General features: G+C 49.6%; 12 protein-coding genes. 10 read left to right on the forward strand and 2 right to left on the reverse strand.

The genetic code is table 11. The annotated features are described in order from the left end of the window. Window positions 1–27: 27 nt before the first annotated feature. The 8 genes from O3C43_06915 to O3C43_06950 are packed head-to-tail and all read left to right on the forward strand — an operon-like array spanning window position 28 to window position 14,753. Window positions 28–2,562: a peptidase MA family metallohydrolase gene (locus O3C43_06915; protein MDA1066218.1), complete on the forward strand. Its 2,535-nt coding sequence runs from the start codon at window positions 28–30 to the stop codon at window positions 2,560–2,562. Further along, the gene (locus O3C43_06920; protein ID MDA1066219.1) at window positions 2,555–3,430 is read left to right on the forward strand and encodes a DUF4159 domain-containing protein; all 876 of its coding nucleotides are present in this window, start codon (window positions 2,555–2,557) and stop codon (window positions 3,428–3,430) included. The genes O3C43_06915 and O3C43_06920 overlap by 8 nt, the downstream gene beginning before the upstream one ends. Before the next feature lie 24 nt (window positions 3,431–3,454). Further along, window positions 3,455–4,582, forward strand: coding sequence for a MoxR family ATPase (locus O3C43_06925; protein ID MDA1066220.1), 1,128 nt, complete (start codon window positions 3,455–3,457; stop codon window positions 4,580–4,582). A gap of 29 nt (window positions 4,583–4,611) precedes the next feature. Further along, on the forward strand, window positions 4,612–5,535 hold the full coding sequence (locus O3C43_06930; GenBank protein ID MDA1066221.1) for a DUF58 domain-containing protein: 924 nt from the start codon (window positions 4,612–4,614) through the stop codon (window positions 5,533–5,535). After that, entirely contained in the window at window positions 5,532–7,580 is a 2,049-nt protein-coding gene (locus O3C43_06935; protein ID MDA1066222.1) for a BatA domain-containing protein, read from the forward strand. Before O3C43_06930 ends, O3C43_06935 begins: the two co-directional genes overlap by 4 nt. Continuing rightward, the gene (locus O3C43_06940; protein ID MDA1066223.1) at window positions 7,577–11,359 is read left to right on the forward strand and encodes a hypothetical protein; all 3,783 of its coding nucleotides are present in this window, start codon (window positions 7,577–7,579) and stop codon (window positions 11,357–11,359) included. The genes O3C43_06935 and O3C43_06940 overlap by 4 nt, the downstream gene beginning before the upstream one ends. Then, window positions 11,356–13,758: a hypothetical protein gene (locus tag O3C43_06945; GenBank protein ID MDA1066224.1), complete on the forward strand. Its 2,403-nt coding sequence runs from the start codon at window positions 11,356–11,358 to the stop codon at window positions 13,756–13,758. The genes O3C43_06940 and O3C43_06945 overlap by 4 nt, the downstream gene beginning before the upstream one ends. After that, window positions 13,755–14,753 carry a hypothetical protein gene (locus O3C43_06950; GenBank protein MDA1066225.1) on the forward strand — a complete coding sequence of 333 codons (999 nt, stop codon included), beginning with the start codon at window positions 13,755–13,757 and terminating at the stop codon, window positions 14,751–14,753. Before O3C43_06945 ends, O3C43_06950 begins: the two co-directional genes overlap by 4 nt. 31 nt (window positions 14,754–14,784) lie before the next feature. Here the strand turns inward: O3C43_06950 and O3C43_06955 are convergent, their stop codons facing one another. Beyond that, window positions 14,785–15,213, reverse strand: coding sequence for a YchJ family metal-binding protein (locus tag O3C43_06955; GenBank protein ID MDA1066226.1), 429 nt, complete (start codon window positions 15,211–15,213; stop codon window positions 14,785–14,787). 49 nt (window positions 15,214–15,262) lie between these two features. Here O3C43_06955 and O3C43_06960 point away from each other — a divergent pair, with 49 nt between their 5' ends. Both O3C43_06960 and rlmB read left to right on the forward strand, forming a co-directional pair. Next, a complete protein-coding gene (locus O3C43_06960; GenBank protein ID MDA1066227.1) occupies window positions 15,263–16,840 on the forward strand; it encodes a non-ribosomal peptide synthetase in 1,578 nt (525 codons plus the stop codon). 49 nt (window positions 16,841–16,889) lie between these two features. After that, window positions 16,890–17,471 carry a 23S rRNA (guanosine(2251)-2'-O)-methyltransferase RlmB gene (gene rlmB, locus O3C43_06965; protein ID MDA1066228.1) on the forward strand — a complete coding sequence of 194 codons (582 nt, stop codon included), beginning with the start codon at window positions 16,890–16,892 and terminating at the stop codon, window positions 17,469–17,471. Between the two features lie 32 nt (window positions 17,472–17,503). On the opposite strand, the gene O3C43_06970 is transcribed toward rlmB, so the two are convergent. Further along, window positions 17,504–18,739 (reverse strand): hypothetical protein, encoded by a 1,236-nt coding sequence (locus O3C43_06970; protein MDA1066229.1) that lies wholly within the window; start codon window positions 18,737–18,739, stop codon window positions 17,504–17,506. Between the last annotated feature and the right edge of the window lie 4 nt (window positions 18,740–18,743).

Genomic DNA, 18,743 nt, shown 5'->3' on the forward strand with positions numbered 1-18,743 from the left:
CGAACGCTCGCCGGATGTTTTTTGTATATGAGTTTTGGGATCCTCAGTTCCTTTGCCCAAAGGGAACCAGTGGACGAACCCAATATTTCGTGGGAAGATGCGCAGTTGCTATTTAAGCAAGGCGATTACAAAGAGCTTCTGCCAAAGCTCGAAGTTCAGACTCAGGAAAATCCGTGGAACGACACTTGGTGGTTTTTACATGGGAAAACACTCAAAACCCTTGGCCGCTACGAGCAGGCCTACGAGACCATACTGGAAGGACTCGCGCGTCGCAGCTACAGTCTTTCACTCCGCCTGCTGGCTATCGAAGTGGCTAAATTAAACAATAGACCAGAGGAAGTGGCTGAACACCGGGACATGCTTAATTCCTACTTCTCAATGTGGGCTCGTCGCGTTGGCAGTCCAGATGCGTTGATTGAGTTAGGCGATGTTGCCCTGGAACTTGGCGTTGAACCACGAATCGTGTTGGAGAATTTTTATAAACGAGCCAAGGAGATGAATAACCCTCCCATATCGGCGTTCCTGGCCTCCGGAAACCTGGCTCTGCAAAAAAACGATTACAAACTGGCATCACAAAACTTTCAGGCTGGCCTCGAGCTTTCGCCCGACGACCCGGATCTCTGGTCCGGCTTGGCTGCTTCATTCATGAATGGTGATCGCACCCAACTGGTGCAATTTGCCCAATCTGCTCTCGGACTCAATGATAACCATGTGCCCAGTATGCTGCTTATGGCGGAGCATCTCATCGACGCTGAAGCCTATGACGATGCTACCGAGTTTCTGAATAGCGCACTGCTGGTAAATCCGATTCATCCTGATGCGTTGGCATTACTAACCGTCATCGCTCTTTTGGAAAATGATCCGCTATCTGCGGAAATGTATCGAGATACGGCCCTTTCATCATGGAAAACCAATCCAAGGGTCGATCACCAAATCGGTCGTAAGCTTTCCCAAAAGTATTGGTTCGCTGAAGGCGCGGATGCTCAAAGACGCGCTTTGGCTTTCGACCCCGGTTTTGCTCCGGCCCAACTACAACTAGCCCAGGACTTATTGCGCCTGGGTGCCAAAACGGAGAAGGAAGGCTGGGTTCTGGCACACAAGGCACACGACCACGATCCCTACAATGTGGAGGCATTCAATCTTGTCACTCTCAGTGATAAGTTGGATGGATTTGTCGTACTGGAATCGGAAAATTTCTTTCTAAAAATGGGCGAACAAGAAGCCCCTATTTATGGAAACCGGGCGCTCGATTTACTCGAACGGGCTTATGAAACACTTTCAGACCGCTACGGGATCCAACTCGAAGAGAAAACAACCGTCGAAATTTATCCGAATCCTGGCGACTTTGGCGTCCGCACATTTGGTATGCCGGGTAATCCGGGATACTTGGGCGTGTGCTTCGGCCCGGTAGTAACGGTGAACAGCCCCGCCACAAGACAAGCAAACTGGGAGTCGGTGCTCTGGCATGAATTCTGTCACACCATTACTCTAAAGATGACCCGCAATCGCATGCCGCGTTGGTTGAGCGAAGGAATTTCAGTTTACGAAGAGCTCGAGGAAAATCCCTCCTGGGGCCGGTCGATGACCATCGATTACCGGAAACGCATCCTTGACCGGGAGACTCAGGCAATCAGTGAAATGAGCGCTGCCTTCCTCCAGGCAAATGACGGTGAAGATGTTCAGTTCGCCTATTTTCAGTCATACCTTGTGGTAAAGTTTTTATTCGAAAGCTATGGGGCAGAAGCTATGCAAAAAGTCCTCCGCGCTTTGGGAGATGGGGTCAATACAAACGACGCGTTGAACGAGCATGTCGCACCTATTGATTATCTGGATCGCACTTTTTCCGCCTGGTCTCGTGCTGAGGCAACAAAACTTGGTGGCGAATACGAGCTCTCCACGCCTGAGACGATGCTCGAAAAAGCTTTGTCAGCCATAAACACAGACAATAGTTACCAAGCTGCCCTGGAAAAAGCTTTGGAGTTCATCGAAAAAGAAGAGTGGGAATCCGCGCGTGAACAATTGGAATCCCTCATTGAAGGAGCCGGTTATATTCCAGGAGAAGGCAATGCGCATGGGTCACTCGCTTACGTTTACCAAAAACTGGAGGAACTGGAAAAAGAAAAAGCTACCCTGGAAACCATCGCGCAAAAGGATGCGCACGATTTGGTTGCTGTTACCCGTTTATTGACCATCGCCTTTGAGGCGGAAGATTGGCCAGCACTCAAACATTGGAGTGATAATTGGCTGGCGATTAACCCCTTGGCCGAAACGCCCTGGCGCGGATTGCTTCGAGCCGACGAAGAATTGGGCAATCCGGAGGAAGCAATTAAAGCAGGAAGCATACTGGTCAAACTCGACCCACCCGATATTGCTTCCGTTCATTATAGAGTGGCAAAACAGATGGCTATGTCCGATGCTTCAAACGCACGTCGACATGTGCTCATGGCGCTGGAAGAGGCACCACGCTATCGCGAAGCATATAAATTGTTACACACGTTGAATCAACCCGCCAAAAAAGAATCTTCCATCCATGGCCTGGAGATCCCCGTAGCCCATGAGTAACCGTATTTCCAATACAACAAAGAAATCGATAAACAAGATCTTCCTTGGAGCCGGGTTGGCCTTATGGGGGGTCGTCGCTTGCATACCTATTCTTCATGCCCAGTACAGAGCTGCCCAAGTTGGCATACCAACGTGGGAGGTTGACCCTGAATTCAAGCACGACGTATTCACGTTTGCCCGGGTGAGATACTCGTCCTACGGAGGTCGCGGAGGTTTTGGCGGCGGACGTGGAGGTGGTCGTCGTGGTGGTGGCGGTTGGGATGTAGACTACCCGGATGCGGAAATGAACCTTGCCTTTCGACTCCAACAAATGACGACCATGAAGGTCAGTCCTGAACCAGTGGTCGTAAACCTCGATCAGAAGGACCTGATCAATTACCCGTTTCTGTACATCGTTGAGCCAGGGGCCATGAGTTTGAGTGAATCGGAAGTTACTTCGTTGCGGAAATACCTGCTCAACGGAGGATTTCTCATGTTTGATGACTTCTGGGGAGAAAACGAATGGCAAAACGTTTACTACGAGATTAAACGAGTCTTCCCGGACCGGGAACTGATCGACCTACCCATCGAACACCCCATTTTTCATATTGTTTTCGACTTAAAAGAGAAGCCGCAAGTCCCTGGCATCCGTGCGGCCGTATGGAACCGTGAATCAGGCATCACCTGGGAAAGGGAGGATGCACGTTTCGTCCATTATCGTGGTATCTTCGATGATGAAGGTCGACTCATGCTGCTAGTCTGCCAAAATACAGATCTCGGCGATGGCTGGGAACGTGAAGGAGAATCGGAATGGTATTTCCGCGAATTTGCCGAAAAGAAAGCTTACCCCATGGGCATCAATATAATTTTCTACGTCATGACCCACTAACCCTTTATCAAAACTAAACAATTCATGAGTGATACCGATCCCGAAACAGAACCAGCAATAGAAGCCCCAATCGAACCTGCGGTTGAACCCGCCGCCGTTGAGCCGGAAATTGCCGTAGCCAAGGAAACCCCGACTGCGGTGGAACCAACCCCTCACAAAAAAGACGAAGCCGCATACGAGCGACTACAGGCAGGCCGCGAGCGCGTAAAGAAGGAGCTGGGTAAGGTCATAATTGGGCAGGAAGCGGTCATCGACCAAATACTTCTTGCCTTACTCTGTGGCGGTCACTGCCTGCTAACCGGAGCTCCCGGTTTAGCGAAAACTCTTCTGGTAAAATCTGTCGCCAAAATCTTTCAACTGAAATTCAAACGCATTCAGTTTACGCCGGACCTGATGCCGGCCGATATCACAGGAACAGAAATCCTCACCGACACGCCTGATGGAAGGATTTTAACATTCGTTAAAGGACCGGTATTCGCAAACATAATACTGGCCGACGAAATCAATCGCACGCCTCCTAAAACCCAGGCTGCCATGCTCGAAGCGATGCAAGAGCATCAGGTAACCGCTGCGGGTGAACGCCACGTCCTGAGTGAACCGTTCTTTGTATTAGCCACCCAAAATCCGGTCGAGATGGAAGGCACCTATCCGCTTCCTGAAGCGCAGCTCGATCGATTCCTATTTAACGTCTTGATCGATTACCTACCGGAAGATGACGAAGTAAAAGTTGTTCAACAAACCACAGCGCGGCTCGAACAACCCATTGAACCGGTTTTCACCAGCGAAGACGCCCTCGCCTTTCAGAAACTGGTTAGTCAAGTGCCTGTCTCTGAAGAGATCGTACGGTACGCTGTTCGATTGACCGCCGCATCTCGCCCGGGTGACAAAAACGCACCTGACTTTGTCGCAGGTTGGATCAACTGGGGAGCCGGTACCCGCGCCGCCCAGGCCTTGGTCCTCGGAGGTAAAGCGCTCGCGCTTTGGCAGGGTCGAGCTCACGTCACAGCGGATGACATTCGCAAACTGGCAGCACCCGTTTTCCGCCACCGCATACTACTCAACTACCGGGCCGAAGCTGAGGGCATAACCATTGAAGACGTGATTTCCAAACTCATCGAAGCAGTTCCAGAAACCAAACTCAAGCAGGCTTAACACAACGAAATATTTCCAACTTTAAAATAATGCCGTCCGACACTGCAATCAACCCACAAGCACTCCTCGCTATTCGCGATTTGGAGATGCGTGCCCGTGTGGTGGTTGAGGGTCTGTGGTCAGGACTTCACCGAAGTCCACTTCAAGGGTTCTCAGTAGAGTTTACGGAGTATAGAGAATACAGTCAGGGCGACGATCTACGTTACCTCGATTGGCGCGCCCTGGCCCGAACCGACAAGGAATACATCAAGAAGTTTGAAGATGAAACGAACCTCCGGTGTCACATAGTTCTAGATACGAGCCGTTCCATGCTCTTTGGGTCTCTGGACTACAACAAAGCCGACTATGCGCGCAGCCTGGCAGCCACTCTGGCTTATTTCCTCATCCAACAACGCGATGTGGTGGGCCTTTCTATTTTCGATAGCAAAGTACGCGACTACCTGCCGGCACGTTGGCGACCCGGACAATTACGCCTATTACTTTCCAAACTCCAACGTGAACCCCGTGGTAATGAAACCAATCTCGGTCAAGCATTGGAAGAGGTGGCACTCCTAAATCAAAAGCGAAGTCTGATCCTTATCATTTCGGATTTCCTAACACCTCCGTCCGAGTGGGAAAAGGAGATCAGCCACCTGGTAGCCATGCGCCATGATGTGCGAGCGATTCAAATTCTTGATCCAGCAGAATTATCCCTGGACTTCGGAACAGCCGCACAGTGGGAAGACCTGGAAACGGGGAAAAGGGTTTATATCGATCCTGATGTGGCACGAAAAGATTACCTGGAAAAATTGTCCGAACATCAGGAAAAGGTTAAAAAGAGTTTCGACGAACGCGGCGTTTCCTTTCAAATGGCATCCACCGATACACCGTTGGATTATGTCTTATTGGATATGATTAAGTCCGGCGGCCTGGCCCGAAAGACAATTCGCGCAAACCACAGGAGGTCGGGATGAGTTTTCTTTCTCCATGGTTTTTATTAGGTGCGGCAGCCATAGTCGGTCCTGTCATTTTTCATCTGATACGCAGAGCTACCCGAAACAAGGTGCAGTTCAGCTCGACTCAATTTTTGAGTGCATCTCCACCTCGGCTGCAAAAGAAAAGTAATCTTCAGCATCCGTGGTTGCTGCTGCTTCGGTGCCTGGTCATCGCATTACTTGCATTTGGATTTTCGCGTCCATTCCTAAAAAGGGATGTCCCCCTTTTGAAGGAAAACAATCAAGAACACCATACCGTCCTTATCCTCGACGAAAGCGCAAGTATGCGTCGAACCGGTCAATGGGAGGCGGCAAAATCACAATTAATAAACTGGGTGGAAGAGACCGGGCAAGATCACCGGTTGAGCATCATTGGTGTGTCGGATCAGGTAAGCTATATCCTTTCAAACGAACTCTGGGAGAAAACGCCTTCATCGGAAAGAGTACCCCTTGTACGCAGTGTATTAAAGGATAGGGAACCAGGCTGGGGAGCCACCTACCTCGATTCGGGAATCGACACCGGTCTGGATGAGTTGGAGCAACTCGCCGAAAATACCGGAACAAACGCAAAAAAAACCATCCGCATTTTTTCAGACCTGACTAATGGCAGTAGACTAACCGGATTGGCCGGAAGAGATTGGCCGGACAATTGCGTGGTCGAGTTTGAGCCAACCGTTGGCGGAGAAACCAGGAACGCAGGCTTACAGTGGTTAGGCTGGTCGAAGATTGGCGAAGGCCCCAGAAACGCACGCCTGAGTTTAATCACCACAGGTGAAAATCAAACCATCACTTTGAAGGCGATCGACGCGGTAACAGGTCAATTGATAGGCCAGCAACAAACAGTGTATTCCCAGGTTGGCGACAAACGATTGTTTATCATGGAAATTCCGGAAGATCAGACCAATCCACTTACCATCCAGATTGAGGGTGATTCAGAACCGTTTGATAACACCTTTTATGTGGCACCAAAAAACAAACGCGAAGCCACCCTGCCATTCATCGGTTCCCAAGCATCGGACGATCCAAAGGCCGCACGCTTCTATATGGAACGAGCCGTATCCGGCTGGAAGGATCCTAAAATCTCCATCACTACTGCCGAAGCCAATTGGGAAAAGAACACGGCATCGCTATTGCTTATCGGCGAAACACCCACCGACTCTCAGGCACGTGGGATACAAACTTTTTTATCCAACGGAGGAACCGCTCTACTCCTTTTAACGAACCCTTCTCAAATCGAACTCATAGAATCGATTACCGGAGAAGCTGGCTGGAAAAGCCCGAAGTTAAGTCGAAACTATGGACTCTTCGGAACCATAGATTTCGAGCATCCCATATTCAAGATCTTCGCCGATCCGCGCTACAATAACTTCACCAATATACGATTCTGGAATGCGAACACCCTGCTGGCTCCGGATAATTCAGAAGCGCGTATCCTTGCAAAATTTGACGAAGGCCCTGCTGCGGTGGTTGAATGGAAAGTCGGAGACGGTTCCTTAATTGCTTGGGGCGGCGACTGGACTCCTCAAGCCAGCCAATGGGTGTTATCATCAAAGTTTGTTCCTTGGTTTCAAGAATTGATCGAGCAATCGCTGGGTGGACCTACCCTACCGACCATGGCGTTCGTCAACGAATCAGATCAACTTGCCGGTGATGGCGAAGTCATTTGGACTTCACTCGGATCAGGCGTCATTGATGCCAACTCAACCAAAGCACCAGGGCTCTATCAGCTTGGCAGCGAAGGGGAATCTCATTGGGTAGCTTTAAATATTCCACATGAGGAAAGCCGAATCGACTCACTTCCTTTCGATACCTGGGAAAAACTAGGTGTGCCACTTGAGGCGAGTCAGCATCTTATATCGGAAGAAATTTCTGAACAACAAGCAGCCGCAAAAAATGCCATCGAACTGGAAGGCGAACAAAAACTCTGGCGTTGGTTACTTATTGGCACTGCTCTTTTTCTGGCCTTCGAAAGCCTCCTTTCAATCAAGATTAGCCGCAGAGGATTTACTCCAGCCGAAGCATGAGCACACCGAACAAAATAGATCCCAGAACCATCGATCCCCGCATTCGCAAGGAGCTGTTGATGACCGCTCACCGTCTGCGAGAAAATAAGGCAAATCGATTGGGAGCCCGCCGATGGCTAATCGCTTCAGGCCTGGCCGCTTTCACTCTTGTACTCAGGCTATTCTTCCCTTCATTCAGCGGTTTGGCATTTCCGATCATTTGCGGAATAACCCTGATAACCTTATTCTATAATTACATCTCAAAGCTGAAGTTACCGCTTGATTATTCCGAATCGGCTAAAGCAGTTGAGAAGAAATTTCCGCAAGTCGAAGGACTTCTCACGACGGCTTTGGAACAACAGCGCACAAGCGAGGGATTAAATTTCCTTCAGGAAAAGCTGATTAAAGAAACGCTTCATTTTTCCTTGTTTCAATACTGGGAGGATGTAGGAAAGGAATCCAGGACGCGTTGCAAAACGGCCTATCTGGCCGCGATGAGTCTTCTCGTCGGAATTGCCGCGCTCACTTTCTACACAAAAGACCGGGAAATCTCCATCAATGCCCCCGGTATGCCGGTTTTCATTTCTTCAGTTGAGGTGACTCCGGGTAACACCGAGATCGAGGAAGGATCGGCTGTGGTGATTGCGATTCGTTTTCGAGGTAATGTCGCCAGGTCTGCCACCTTGGTTGTGCGGCAGGATGACGGTGTGGTTATGCGCCATGCCATGGCACAAAGTTTGTCCGATCCAATTTTTGCATACACCTTACAATCGGTCGAAGAATCATCCCATTACCATGTCGAATACCCGGGCGAAGAAACCGATGACTACCGCTTGGAAGTATATGACCTCCCAGCCTTAGTCCAGGCTGATGCGTTTCTAGACTATCCTGACTACACTGGAATAAAGGATAAGCTCGTAGAAGACACGCGACGCGTAAGCGCCGTTGAAGGCACAAAGTTGGAATACCAATTCTTGGTAAACAAACCACTGGCGAAGGTGGAGCTGGTAGACAAAGCCGGCAACCGCATCCAGTTGGCCGCGGCAAATCCGGAAAAAACCAAGTTCAATACTGAGTTTGTCTTAAAAGAAGACCTGCGCTATTATCTTCACCTGACGGATAACCAAGGGCGTAAGAACCCGTACCCGCCGGACATCCGCATCGCCGTACGCGAAAACAAAAAACCAGAATTAAAACTCAATTTCCCCAGAGGCGACCAGGCCGTATCTCCCATAGAGGAATTAGCTTTTGAAGCGAAAGCCAATGATGATTTTGGCCTGGTTGATTACGGTCTTGCAGTGACGATCGGCGCAAACAGCCCAGAATATGTTTCTCTAAAATCCGACAATACAGACCAGCTGGAAGCTGAGTTTGAAAAGCTCTATGCTTTGGAAGATGCAGCGGTCGAGATCGATCAGCTCGTTACATGGTTTGCCTGGGCAGATGATTTCGGAGCAGAAGGTGAAAAAAGACGAAGCACCAGCGATCTGTTCTACGCAGAAGTCCGTCCACTTGAAGAAATTTATCGGGAAGGCGAAGGCGGTGGCGGAGGAGGCCAGGGACAACAGGGAGGCCAGGAAGAAGAAGCCCTCGACCAACAACGCAATATCGCTATCGCCACTTTCAAATTAAAAGAACGTGGGGACAGAGATCCGGGATTCCTGGAAGACACGCAAGTCCTGCTGGAATCGCAGCAACAAGTTAGCATGCAAGTACAGGAAATGATTCTGGAATTGCAGGAAGACAAAAAACTTCTGGCGGCCGCGACCGATGCTCTGGAATTTATGGAGAAAGCGATCAGTGCCTTCGATGAAGCTCTGGAGGAAGAGTCAGACAACTCGATAGACGAAGCATGGCTGGCAACACAAGGTGCTTATCAGTCGCTTCTGAGGCTTAGACCACGAGAAATGAATGTGACTCAAGGCCGGCAACAAGGCGGTGGTGGCGGAGGCGGCAATAACCGCAATCAGCGCCAGTTGAATCAACTCGAATTTAACGAAGATGAAAACCGCTACGAAACCGAGAGTCAGGCCCAGGCTATGACTACGCCGGAAGAGCGTGAAGAATTGGAGGTGCTGAGTAGATTGAGTGAATTGGCACGTAGGCAAGGCCAGATGAACGATCGTCTCAAGGAACTTCAAACAGCGCTGGCTGCCGCAGAAGATGAAGAAGAACGTAATAAAATTCAACGGGAATTAAAACGCCTGGAAGAAGAGCAACGCCAAATGTTAACCCAAATGGACGAAGTTCGCCAGCGAATGGACCAAATGCCTACCGATGGAGATACACGCGACACACAAGAGAGGCTCGACGAAACCCGGGAGGACATGCGCAACATCAGTGAAGCTCTGGAAAAAGGAGAGGTTTCCCAAGCCTTGGCATCCGGGAGCCGTGCTCAAGAAAACCTGGAAGAACTAAAAGAAGATTTTCGTCAATCGACCTCCAGTCAGTTTTCCGAATCCATGCGAAAGGTTCGCGACGCCGCACAAGATTTGGCAGAAACACAAAGAGACCTGTCGCAGGAGCTTGATTCAATTGAAGAGGACAAAATCCCAAGTCTGGATGGATCAGGGAAACGGGGTGAAGTCGCCCAACGTTATAGCCAACAACAAGAAAACCTGGAACAACTCCTGAACGATTTAAGACAAATCACGGAAGACTCAGAATCCGGGGAACCGACACTCCACAGAAAACTGTACGACATTCTAAGACGCCAAAATCAAAGCGACACGAAGGATAACCTTGGTGTCGCCGAAGAACTGGTACGCCGAGGATTTTTGGAACAAGCCCAGAATATGCAACCCGGTTTGCAGGCGTCCTTAAATGAACTGGAACGCGCGGTATCCGAAGCGGCAGAATCCGTTATGGGCGACGAAACCACAGCGCTGCGTTTTGCCCAGGAAGAACTAAATGATTTGCTCAATGAATTAGAACAAGAACGCCCTGAAGGCGGGGAACTCGCTCAAGCTGGAGAATCTTCGCAAGGTCAGCAAGGTCAGCAAGGTCAGTCCGGACAAACACTTGGAGAAGAAGGTCAACAACCAGACGGCCAACAACCAGGTTCTACACCGGGCGAGGGACAGGAAGGTCAACTCGCTCAAGCTCAAAGCCAAGGTCAGGGACAGCCATCGGAAAACGGTCAAGGTGGTCAGCAACCAGGACAACAACCTGGCAGCGGTCAACAACCAGGCAGTGGCCAACAACCAGGCAGTGGCCAACAGGGTCAACAGCCCGGAAGTGGTCAACAGCCTGGCCAATCCGGACAACAAGGTGGTCAGCAACCAGGCGGATCTTTGGCACAAGATGGACAGCAACCAGGCCAAGCAAACGGGCAACCCGGTCAACCAGGCCAGCGTGGTGGACAACAAACCGGCGGAACCACCGGTGGTGGTGGAAATAATCAACTACAGAATTTAAACGATATCATCCGTTCAATCTCGGAAGGGAACCGCAGATGGGATGGGCCCATAACCGGTGAGGGGTTTGTCGATTGGAACGAACGCTTGCGGACCATAGAAGAATTAATGGAACTTCCGGAAGCCCGGGAACAGATACAACAGGCTAGAGAAAGGGCCGAGCAGTTTCGGGCAGATTTCAAAAGGCACGGCACCCCACCAAAATGGGGAGACATTGACACTTCGATACTTCAACCCATTCGCGAAGTTGAGTCCTGGGTACATCAGGAACTACTTCGTAAAGACAGCCCGGATACGCTTCAACCCATCGACCGGGATCCGGTTCCACCCAAATATGCGGATTCTGTGAAGAACTACTACGAAGCCCTGGGGGGAGATTCATGACGGTTGCTTCATTGACATTCACGAACACCGGGTGGTGGTGGATTCTAGTTCCGGCTGCCTTCATTCTTCTATTTTTAACCTGGACCGCCTGGAAGCCTTTAGGGAGTAGAACCATTGGCGAATGGTTACCATTCGGTTTCCGCGTGCTGGGAATTTTGCTCATTCTTCTTTTCTTACTCGAACCTCATTGGACAGGTAAGCGGGCCGCACGCGGCGCTAACATAGTGGCAGTCATTGCTGACAATAGTCAGGGACTCCAACTAAAGGAAACAGGCTCCGACCTGACACGTGGAGAAGAGTTGCTCGACCATTTAACAGGTTTGAACAGTGCTTGGTTGGCGCAATTGACAGACAATTTTCAAATCCGCCCCTACCAATTTGATCGCGACCTGCGACGTATTCCAGATTTCAGCCAACTGGATTTCCAGGGAGATCGAAGCAACTTGGGATTGGCGTTGAAAAACCTCAAGGACCGTTACCAGGGGCTTCCATTGGCAGGAGTTGTCGTCCTAACCGATGGTAACGCCACCGACATGGAAGAAAGCCTGGCAGGACTCCCGGACTTACCACCGATTTATCCAATCGTGGTCGGAAATCCCGGCTCTATGCCGGACGTCAGTATAGATCGCATCGAATTGAAACAAACGGCTTTCGACGATTCACCGGTTACCTTGACGGCCGATGTGGCGAGCAGAGGAGGTTTCAGAAAAGCAATGGAAGTGCGTGTAAAGTCGTTGAACACAAAATCCATTCTCGATGCCGAGGAGGACGAAGATTTCCTCCCCCAGCCTGTTCGTATTTCACCTAAATCATCCGGCGATCCTCAAAGTCTAAACTTTCGCTGGCGGCCATTGCAGACGGGTATTCAATTTTACGAAGTGGCAGCTGTGGCCGAAGCAGAGACTAATCTCATGGAAGATATGGCATCGCCGGAAGAAGCCACACTTTTAAATAATCGTCGCCTGTTTATGATTGATCAGGGGCAAGACGAATATCGGATTCTTTACGTGAGTGGGCGCCCAAACTGGGAGTTTAAGTTTCTCAACCGGGCATTAGCAGAAGATCATCAGCTAAGCCTGGTTGGACTTATTCGCGTGGCTAAACGGGAACCTAAATTCGAATTTAAAGGCCGCTCGGGTGAATCAAGTAACCCACTTTACCGCGGTTTCGGGCGGGAGGACGAAACGGAGCGCTACGATCAACCGGTACTGGTTCGTGTCAATACGAGGGATCAAGATGAGCTCGTTGGTGGGTTTCCTAAAACAGCAGAGGGGCTCTTCGAATATGATGCAGTGATCATTGACGATCTGGAAGCGGAGTTTTTCTCTTTCGATCAACAAAACCTCCTAAGACGATTTGCAAGCGAGCGTGGAGGCGGACTCCTCGTCCTGGGAGGTGCCGATTCCCTGGAAAACGGAAACTATGCTGACACACCACTGGCGAGTGCGTTACCGGTTCATTTGGACCGCAAACCAGACATTTTACCAGGTACGGATTTGCAATGGGAGCTTACCCGCGAGGGCTGGGTAGAACCTTGGGTCCGAGTGCGCCCAATCGAGTCCGAGGAAAGAGAGCGACTCAATGCCATGCCACCCTTTAAAGTTCTCAACCCACTCAGCAGCCTGAAACCAGGTGCCCAGGTATTGGCGGAAGCAGTTGATCGCACGGGTAACCGGTATCCGGGGTTGGTCGCGCAGCAATTTGGTTCGGGTCGCGTTGCAGCTCTGGCTCTCGGCGATCTTTGGCGCTGGGGAATGAAGGGAGCAGAGGAACAAGTCGATCTCGCCCGTTTCTGGCGTCAACTTGCACGTTGGCTGGTCACGGATAATTTGGCGCAAGTGGAGTTGAATACCGTAAAGACCGGCGAAACGATGCAGTTAAAGATCATTGCCCGGGACAAAGACTATCTTCCCATTGATCTGGCCCAGGCTCGTGTTACTATAAAACGGGTTGCCAAGATAGAAACGAAAACGGGCGAAGAATCCGGATTCGAAGAAGTATCGGTCATCGCCGATCCAGTCTCCGACCAACCGGGTCATTTTTCTGCTGAGTTCCTCGCTCGTGATGCTGGCGCCTATCTGGCTACGCTTGAGGTAACCAATGCAGAAGGAGCCGTTGTGGGATCCTCGGAAGCCGGCTGGGTGCTCGACCCTGCAGCAGAAGAGTTTCGCTCACTTGAACCTAACAGGAACCTTCTGGAAAACCTGGCCAACAAGACAGGCGGCCGAGTATTGGGATATTCGCAACTCAGTTCCTTGAATGACCTGCTAACCCGGAATCCTGCACCTATCACCGAAACTTACTCATCGCCTCTTTGGCATAAGAGCTGGTGGTTTCTGGCCATCCTAACCTGCTTCCTTCTCGAATGGGGCGTCAGAAGATTGCGAGGCTTACCATGAGATTTGGAATACCTGTATCCTTGCTATTTTTCGCGAGCCTGAGTGGGTTCGCTTCAACCGACCATCAAGTGCTGGTTATCGTAGGCGCTCCAGGAGAAGCCAGTTACGCCGAAGGATTTGAAGAAGCCGCACAAGCCTGGGAAGAAGCCGGCCAGGCTACCAATGCGGTCGTCGATTTTATTGGAAGAAACACGAGCGAAGCATCCACCCCCAAAGAAGAGATTCTTAAGTGGATCCAGGACCTGGATACAGAATCAGCGGCTCCCGCATGGATCGTTTATATTGGCCACGGCACCTACAATCGTCGCGATGCCTACCTCAACATCAAAGGACCTGACATCTCTTCAAAAGAACTCGCAGACTGGATACCAAAGATGGATCGTACGCTCATCTTTATTCATGGCGGATCAGCCAGCAGCCCATTTATGTCAGCTCTGTCGGGGCCAAACCGAATTATCATTTCAGGGACGAGAAATCCGGATGAAATCAACTACGCGCGTTTCGGAGAATACTTTGCCAACGTACTCGCCAAATCAGACGGTGACATCGACCAGGACGGACAAACCTCACTGCTCGAGGCATTCCTCACAACGTCGGATCGCGTAGAATCATTTTATACGGAAGCCGGACGCTTATCGTCCGAGCATGCATTGTTAGATGATAACGGTGACAAGCTCGGTACCCCGCCCGATTGGTTTCGTGGAGTGCGGGTAACGAAACGTTCCAAGACGGGAATGGACGCTGATGGATTTCGTGCCCATCAAATAGCATTGATACCATCGGAACAGGAAAAGCGTCTGTCCGCGGAACAGCGCCAGGAACGCGACGCACTTGAAGCAGAAATAGAAGTGTTACGAAAAAAGAAATCTACCTTTCAGGAAAACGCGTATTACGAAATGCTCGAAGCCATTTTACTGAAGCTTTCCAACCTGTATTTCCCGAAAGATGCGGAAGGGAATCTCATCGACCCACTGTCTGAGCAAGAAGGATCCTGAGCATCTTGAGAACAAACGTGGGCACCACATTTTACTTCTTCCCGTCCAAGTACTTCCAGGCACCCTTAAAGCGCTTGAACCGGGAACGTTCGTGCAATTCGTAAAGCTCACCCTCTAAATAGTAATCAGCTATAAATTCAACTTTCCCGGTCTTGTCTTCTTTCCCACCGCCACTGGTGCTGAGAATTCTCAGGAAACTCCAACTGACCTGTTCCATCGTTTTGACGATTTCCTGCCGCAGTCCAGGCTCGCGTGTATCAGGATGAGTGGTATCGAGCAGGTATTCGATTCGCCTGAAAAAGTAGGCACTATATCTGGAACGCATAAGTTGCTCCGCTGTTTCAGGCTTTGCCTTCAAATAATGATATGGCATACAACAAGCACCATAGGTCTTCTGGCTCTTACAAGGGCAGAGAGACTCCTCTCGTTCGGTTGGCTTGTGTTTAGGTTTTGCACTCATCAGAAACTACCCTCCAGATACTGACCTATTGTTCAAAACAAAATACTTAATGATTTCCTTCGAGCCCATTTCAGTTGCTGAGACTGCTCAGTCCATTCCCAAACGCATTGAGGAACAAGTAAGGAAACACGGGAAACACCTCGCCGTTAAAACACAGAGTTGTGGGCTCACTTATAATTCCCTCAATCTCTACGCAAACCGCATTGCATCGGATCTACTTTCAAAAAAAGTTCCTGCCAAATCCCCAATCGTGATCCTATGCGAACAAGGAGCCCCATTTATTGCGGCTACCCTGGGGGTATTAAAGGCAGGAATGTTTTACGTGCCATTAGAGCCATCCGATCGACCATCATACCTACTTGAGATACTTCAGTGCCTGGATGCCTCCACCATTCTGACTGATAACAAAAGCTCCTTTAGGTTAAACAACCTTGTTCAATCCGGACAGAGAATTATCAATATTGAGGAATTTGAATCTGGGCCGCCAATTGAGAATCCGAGTCTCCAAATCGATCCAGATTCCTTGGCCTACATTTACTTTACGTCCGGTTCAACTGGTCGACCCAAAGGAGTCACTGACACCCATCGAAATGTTCTACACAATATTCTGAGGTATACAAACAGTTTGAAAATAACCTGGAAGGACAAACTCACCTTGCTTCATTCCCCCAGTTTAAGTGCCTGCGTTTCAAGTCAGTATGGTGCTTTGTTAAATGGTGCCAGTGTTTTCCCAAACAGGACAGATAGGGATTCCATCGACACCTTGGCGAGTTGGTTAATTGAGGAGGAGATAACCATTTATCATTCCATTCCTCTGGTATTTCGCTTTGCCCTTAATGAGTTCTCTGTAAAATCCAGTCTTCGCATGATTCGGCTCGAGGGAGATGAAGCAGCTGTCGAAGACCTGCAATTGTTTTCAAAATTTTGCCCACCAAAATGCATCCTGGTGAACGGATTAGGTTCAACCGAAACCGGATTATGCAGACAATTCTTTTTTGAAAAAGATGGGGAGCTACCAACTACAACAGTCCCTATAGGTTACCCGGTCGAAGATATGGAAATCTTCGTGATTGGTGAAGATGGCAATCCAGTGGTCACTAATCAGTTGGGAGAGATTGTTGTTCGAAGTCGTTTTCTAAGTCCCGGATATTGGAATGATACTGAAAGGACGATTAAGTCATTTCTAGAAGACACCCGTAACCCGGGATTCAGGATTTTCAAAACAGGTGATCTCGGACGATTTAAAGAGGATGGCTGTCTGGAATACCTGGGGAGGGTTAAATCAGGGCCTGAATTCCAAGAACAAGTATCAAGAAACGGATCCTTTAAGGATTCATCCACTGAACAGCATACGACCCCGAATCAGGAAATTCAAAACACAGATCCAAGCTCGCCGACGGAAATAATCCTGGCAACCATATGGGTAAACATACTGAACTGTGAATCGATCAGCACTAACGACGACTTTTTATTACTAAACGGAGATTCAATAAAAGCCATGCGCATGGTGAACCAAATAAACCTGGAGTTAGGAATTCAGATTTCGATAAAAGACCTGTTTTTGCATAACGTTTTCTCAGACCTGGTGAAGTTCGTGGAAAGTCGGACGGAATCCAGTCCAAAGTAAATCCAGGATTGATTCGTTGGTTAAACCCTCTTTTATCGCGACATCCAGTATGGCTAGAAGAAACAACAGATCGAAGAACCCCCCACGGGAAAGCAAACACGTGGATATCAACGCCCCGCTTCCCCGTATGTCGGAAGAAGAGCTCTATGAGAAAATTATCGAGCTCGATAGCCCCACCGTCCTGATACTCGATTGTATCGAAGATCCACATAACCTTGGGGCCTGTTTAAGAACTGCTGACGCAGTAGGAGTCATTGCTGTGGTTACTCCCAAGAACCGGGCCGCTTCGATCACCGAAACCGTTCGTCGTGTTGCTTCTGGCGGAGCGGAATCAGTACCTGTCGTGCAAGTCAGCAACCTGGCCCAATCGATGACCAAGATGAAAGATGCCGGGCTCTTCCTTATCGGAACTTCCGACCAAGCGAGACAAGATCTTTATGATCTCAAACTTACTGGTGCCATCGGCATCGTGATGGGATCTGAAGGAAATGGCCTAAGACGTCTGACCATGGATACTTGCGATGACCTGGTTAAAATCCCCATGGAGGGAAATGTGCCTTGCCTCAATATTTCCGTAGCGACGGGAGTATGCCTGTATGAAGTAGTTCGGCAGAGGAAGGGTAATAAATGATCTCTTCTGTCCCTCGGAACTATTCCCTATAATCAGGAAACCGAATATTCCTTTACGAGTTCCTCAGTGAGCGCGGTACCGAACCCCGGCTTTTCGGATGGAAGGTAGTAACCGTTTTCAAAGGTTGCACTCATGGCATTCATCAATTCAGTTCCCGCGTCCGTGGTGCCGAAGCTTTCTGCCCAATTGCATTGTCCCGAAGCTAAACAAAGGGGAAGACCAAAAAGACTACCTCCCCGATGAGGTGTAAATTCGAGTCCGTGAGCAGCGGCCATTGCTGAAATTTTCCGAAGAGAAGTTACACCACCGCACCAGGTCACATCGGGCTGCAAAACATCGGCAGCATTATGCCGTATCAATTCAGCAAATCCAAAACGGGTGTACTCATGCTCGCCATTGGCAATTCGGGTGCTGTCGATTTCTTTTACCAATCGCTCGTAGCCCAGAATGTTGTCCGGTGAGAGTGGCTCTTCTATCCAATAAAGATCTAAGTCTTCCAATCGTTTGGCCATATCGATGGTGTAATCAACATCGTCCCAGCCGGCTACGCATTCGATCATCATGGTCCGATCCGGACCGACCTTTTCCCTAAATGCCTGAAGCGTCTTTACGGTTCTGCGTTTACCTTCTTCGCCTTCCGCCAGCCCATCCCAAATAACCACCTTGAAGTGGCGAATGTTCAAATCGAGTCCATTTTGAACCGCTTCCGGCACACCGGTATGATACACAGGAATCCGGTCTTTGGTTGTCCCACCCAATAGGCGATACACAGGCTGATCCGCATGTTTTCCAAAAATATCCCATAAGGCATTATCCACTCCACTCAGGGCCATTACAAAAACACCACGCCGTCCATAAAAGTTTGAGGACGTGTACATTTGATCCCACAGCAGCTCTATGTTTAAAGGATTGGTTCCGATCAACAAATGCCTCAAGTGACCCTGAATAATTTCGCAGCCCACTTTGCCTCCACCACCCATACCAAATCCGGTTATGCCATTGTTTGTTTTGATAACCACGACAATGGCACCAGCCAATTGGGCAAAAGGACCGGTATAACGCCAGCGTTTCGGATCAAAGTCGGACTTAAACTCTGGCAAAGTTCCTTGATTGGAGCGCTCCCACAACTTTACCGGATAAGCGTCGACTGATACGATTTTTAGTTTCGAATTCGTAACCCTTGATTGAGCATTTAACTCATTGGGGAATTTTAAAATGGATGCTGCTCCAGCTAGAGCCAGACCTTGGATGAAGTTGCGTCGGTTCATAAAA

Source organism: Verrucomicrobiota bacterium, assembly GCA_027622555.1.
Taxonomy (GTDB): domain Bacteria; phylum Verrucomicrobiota; class Verrucomicrobiia; order Opitutales; family UBA2995; genus UBA2995.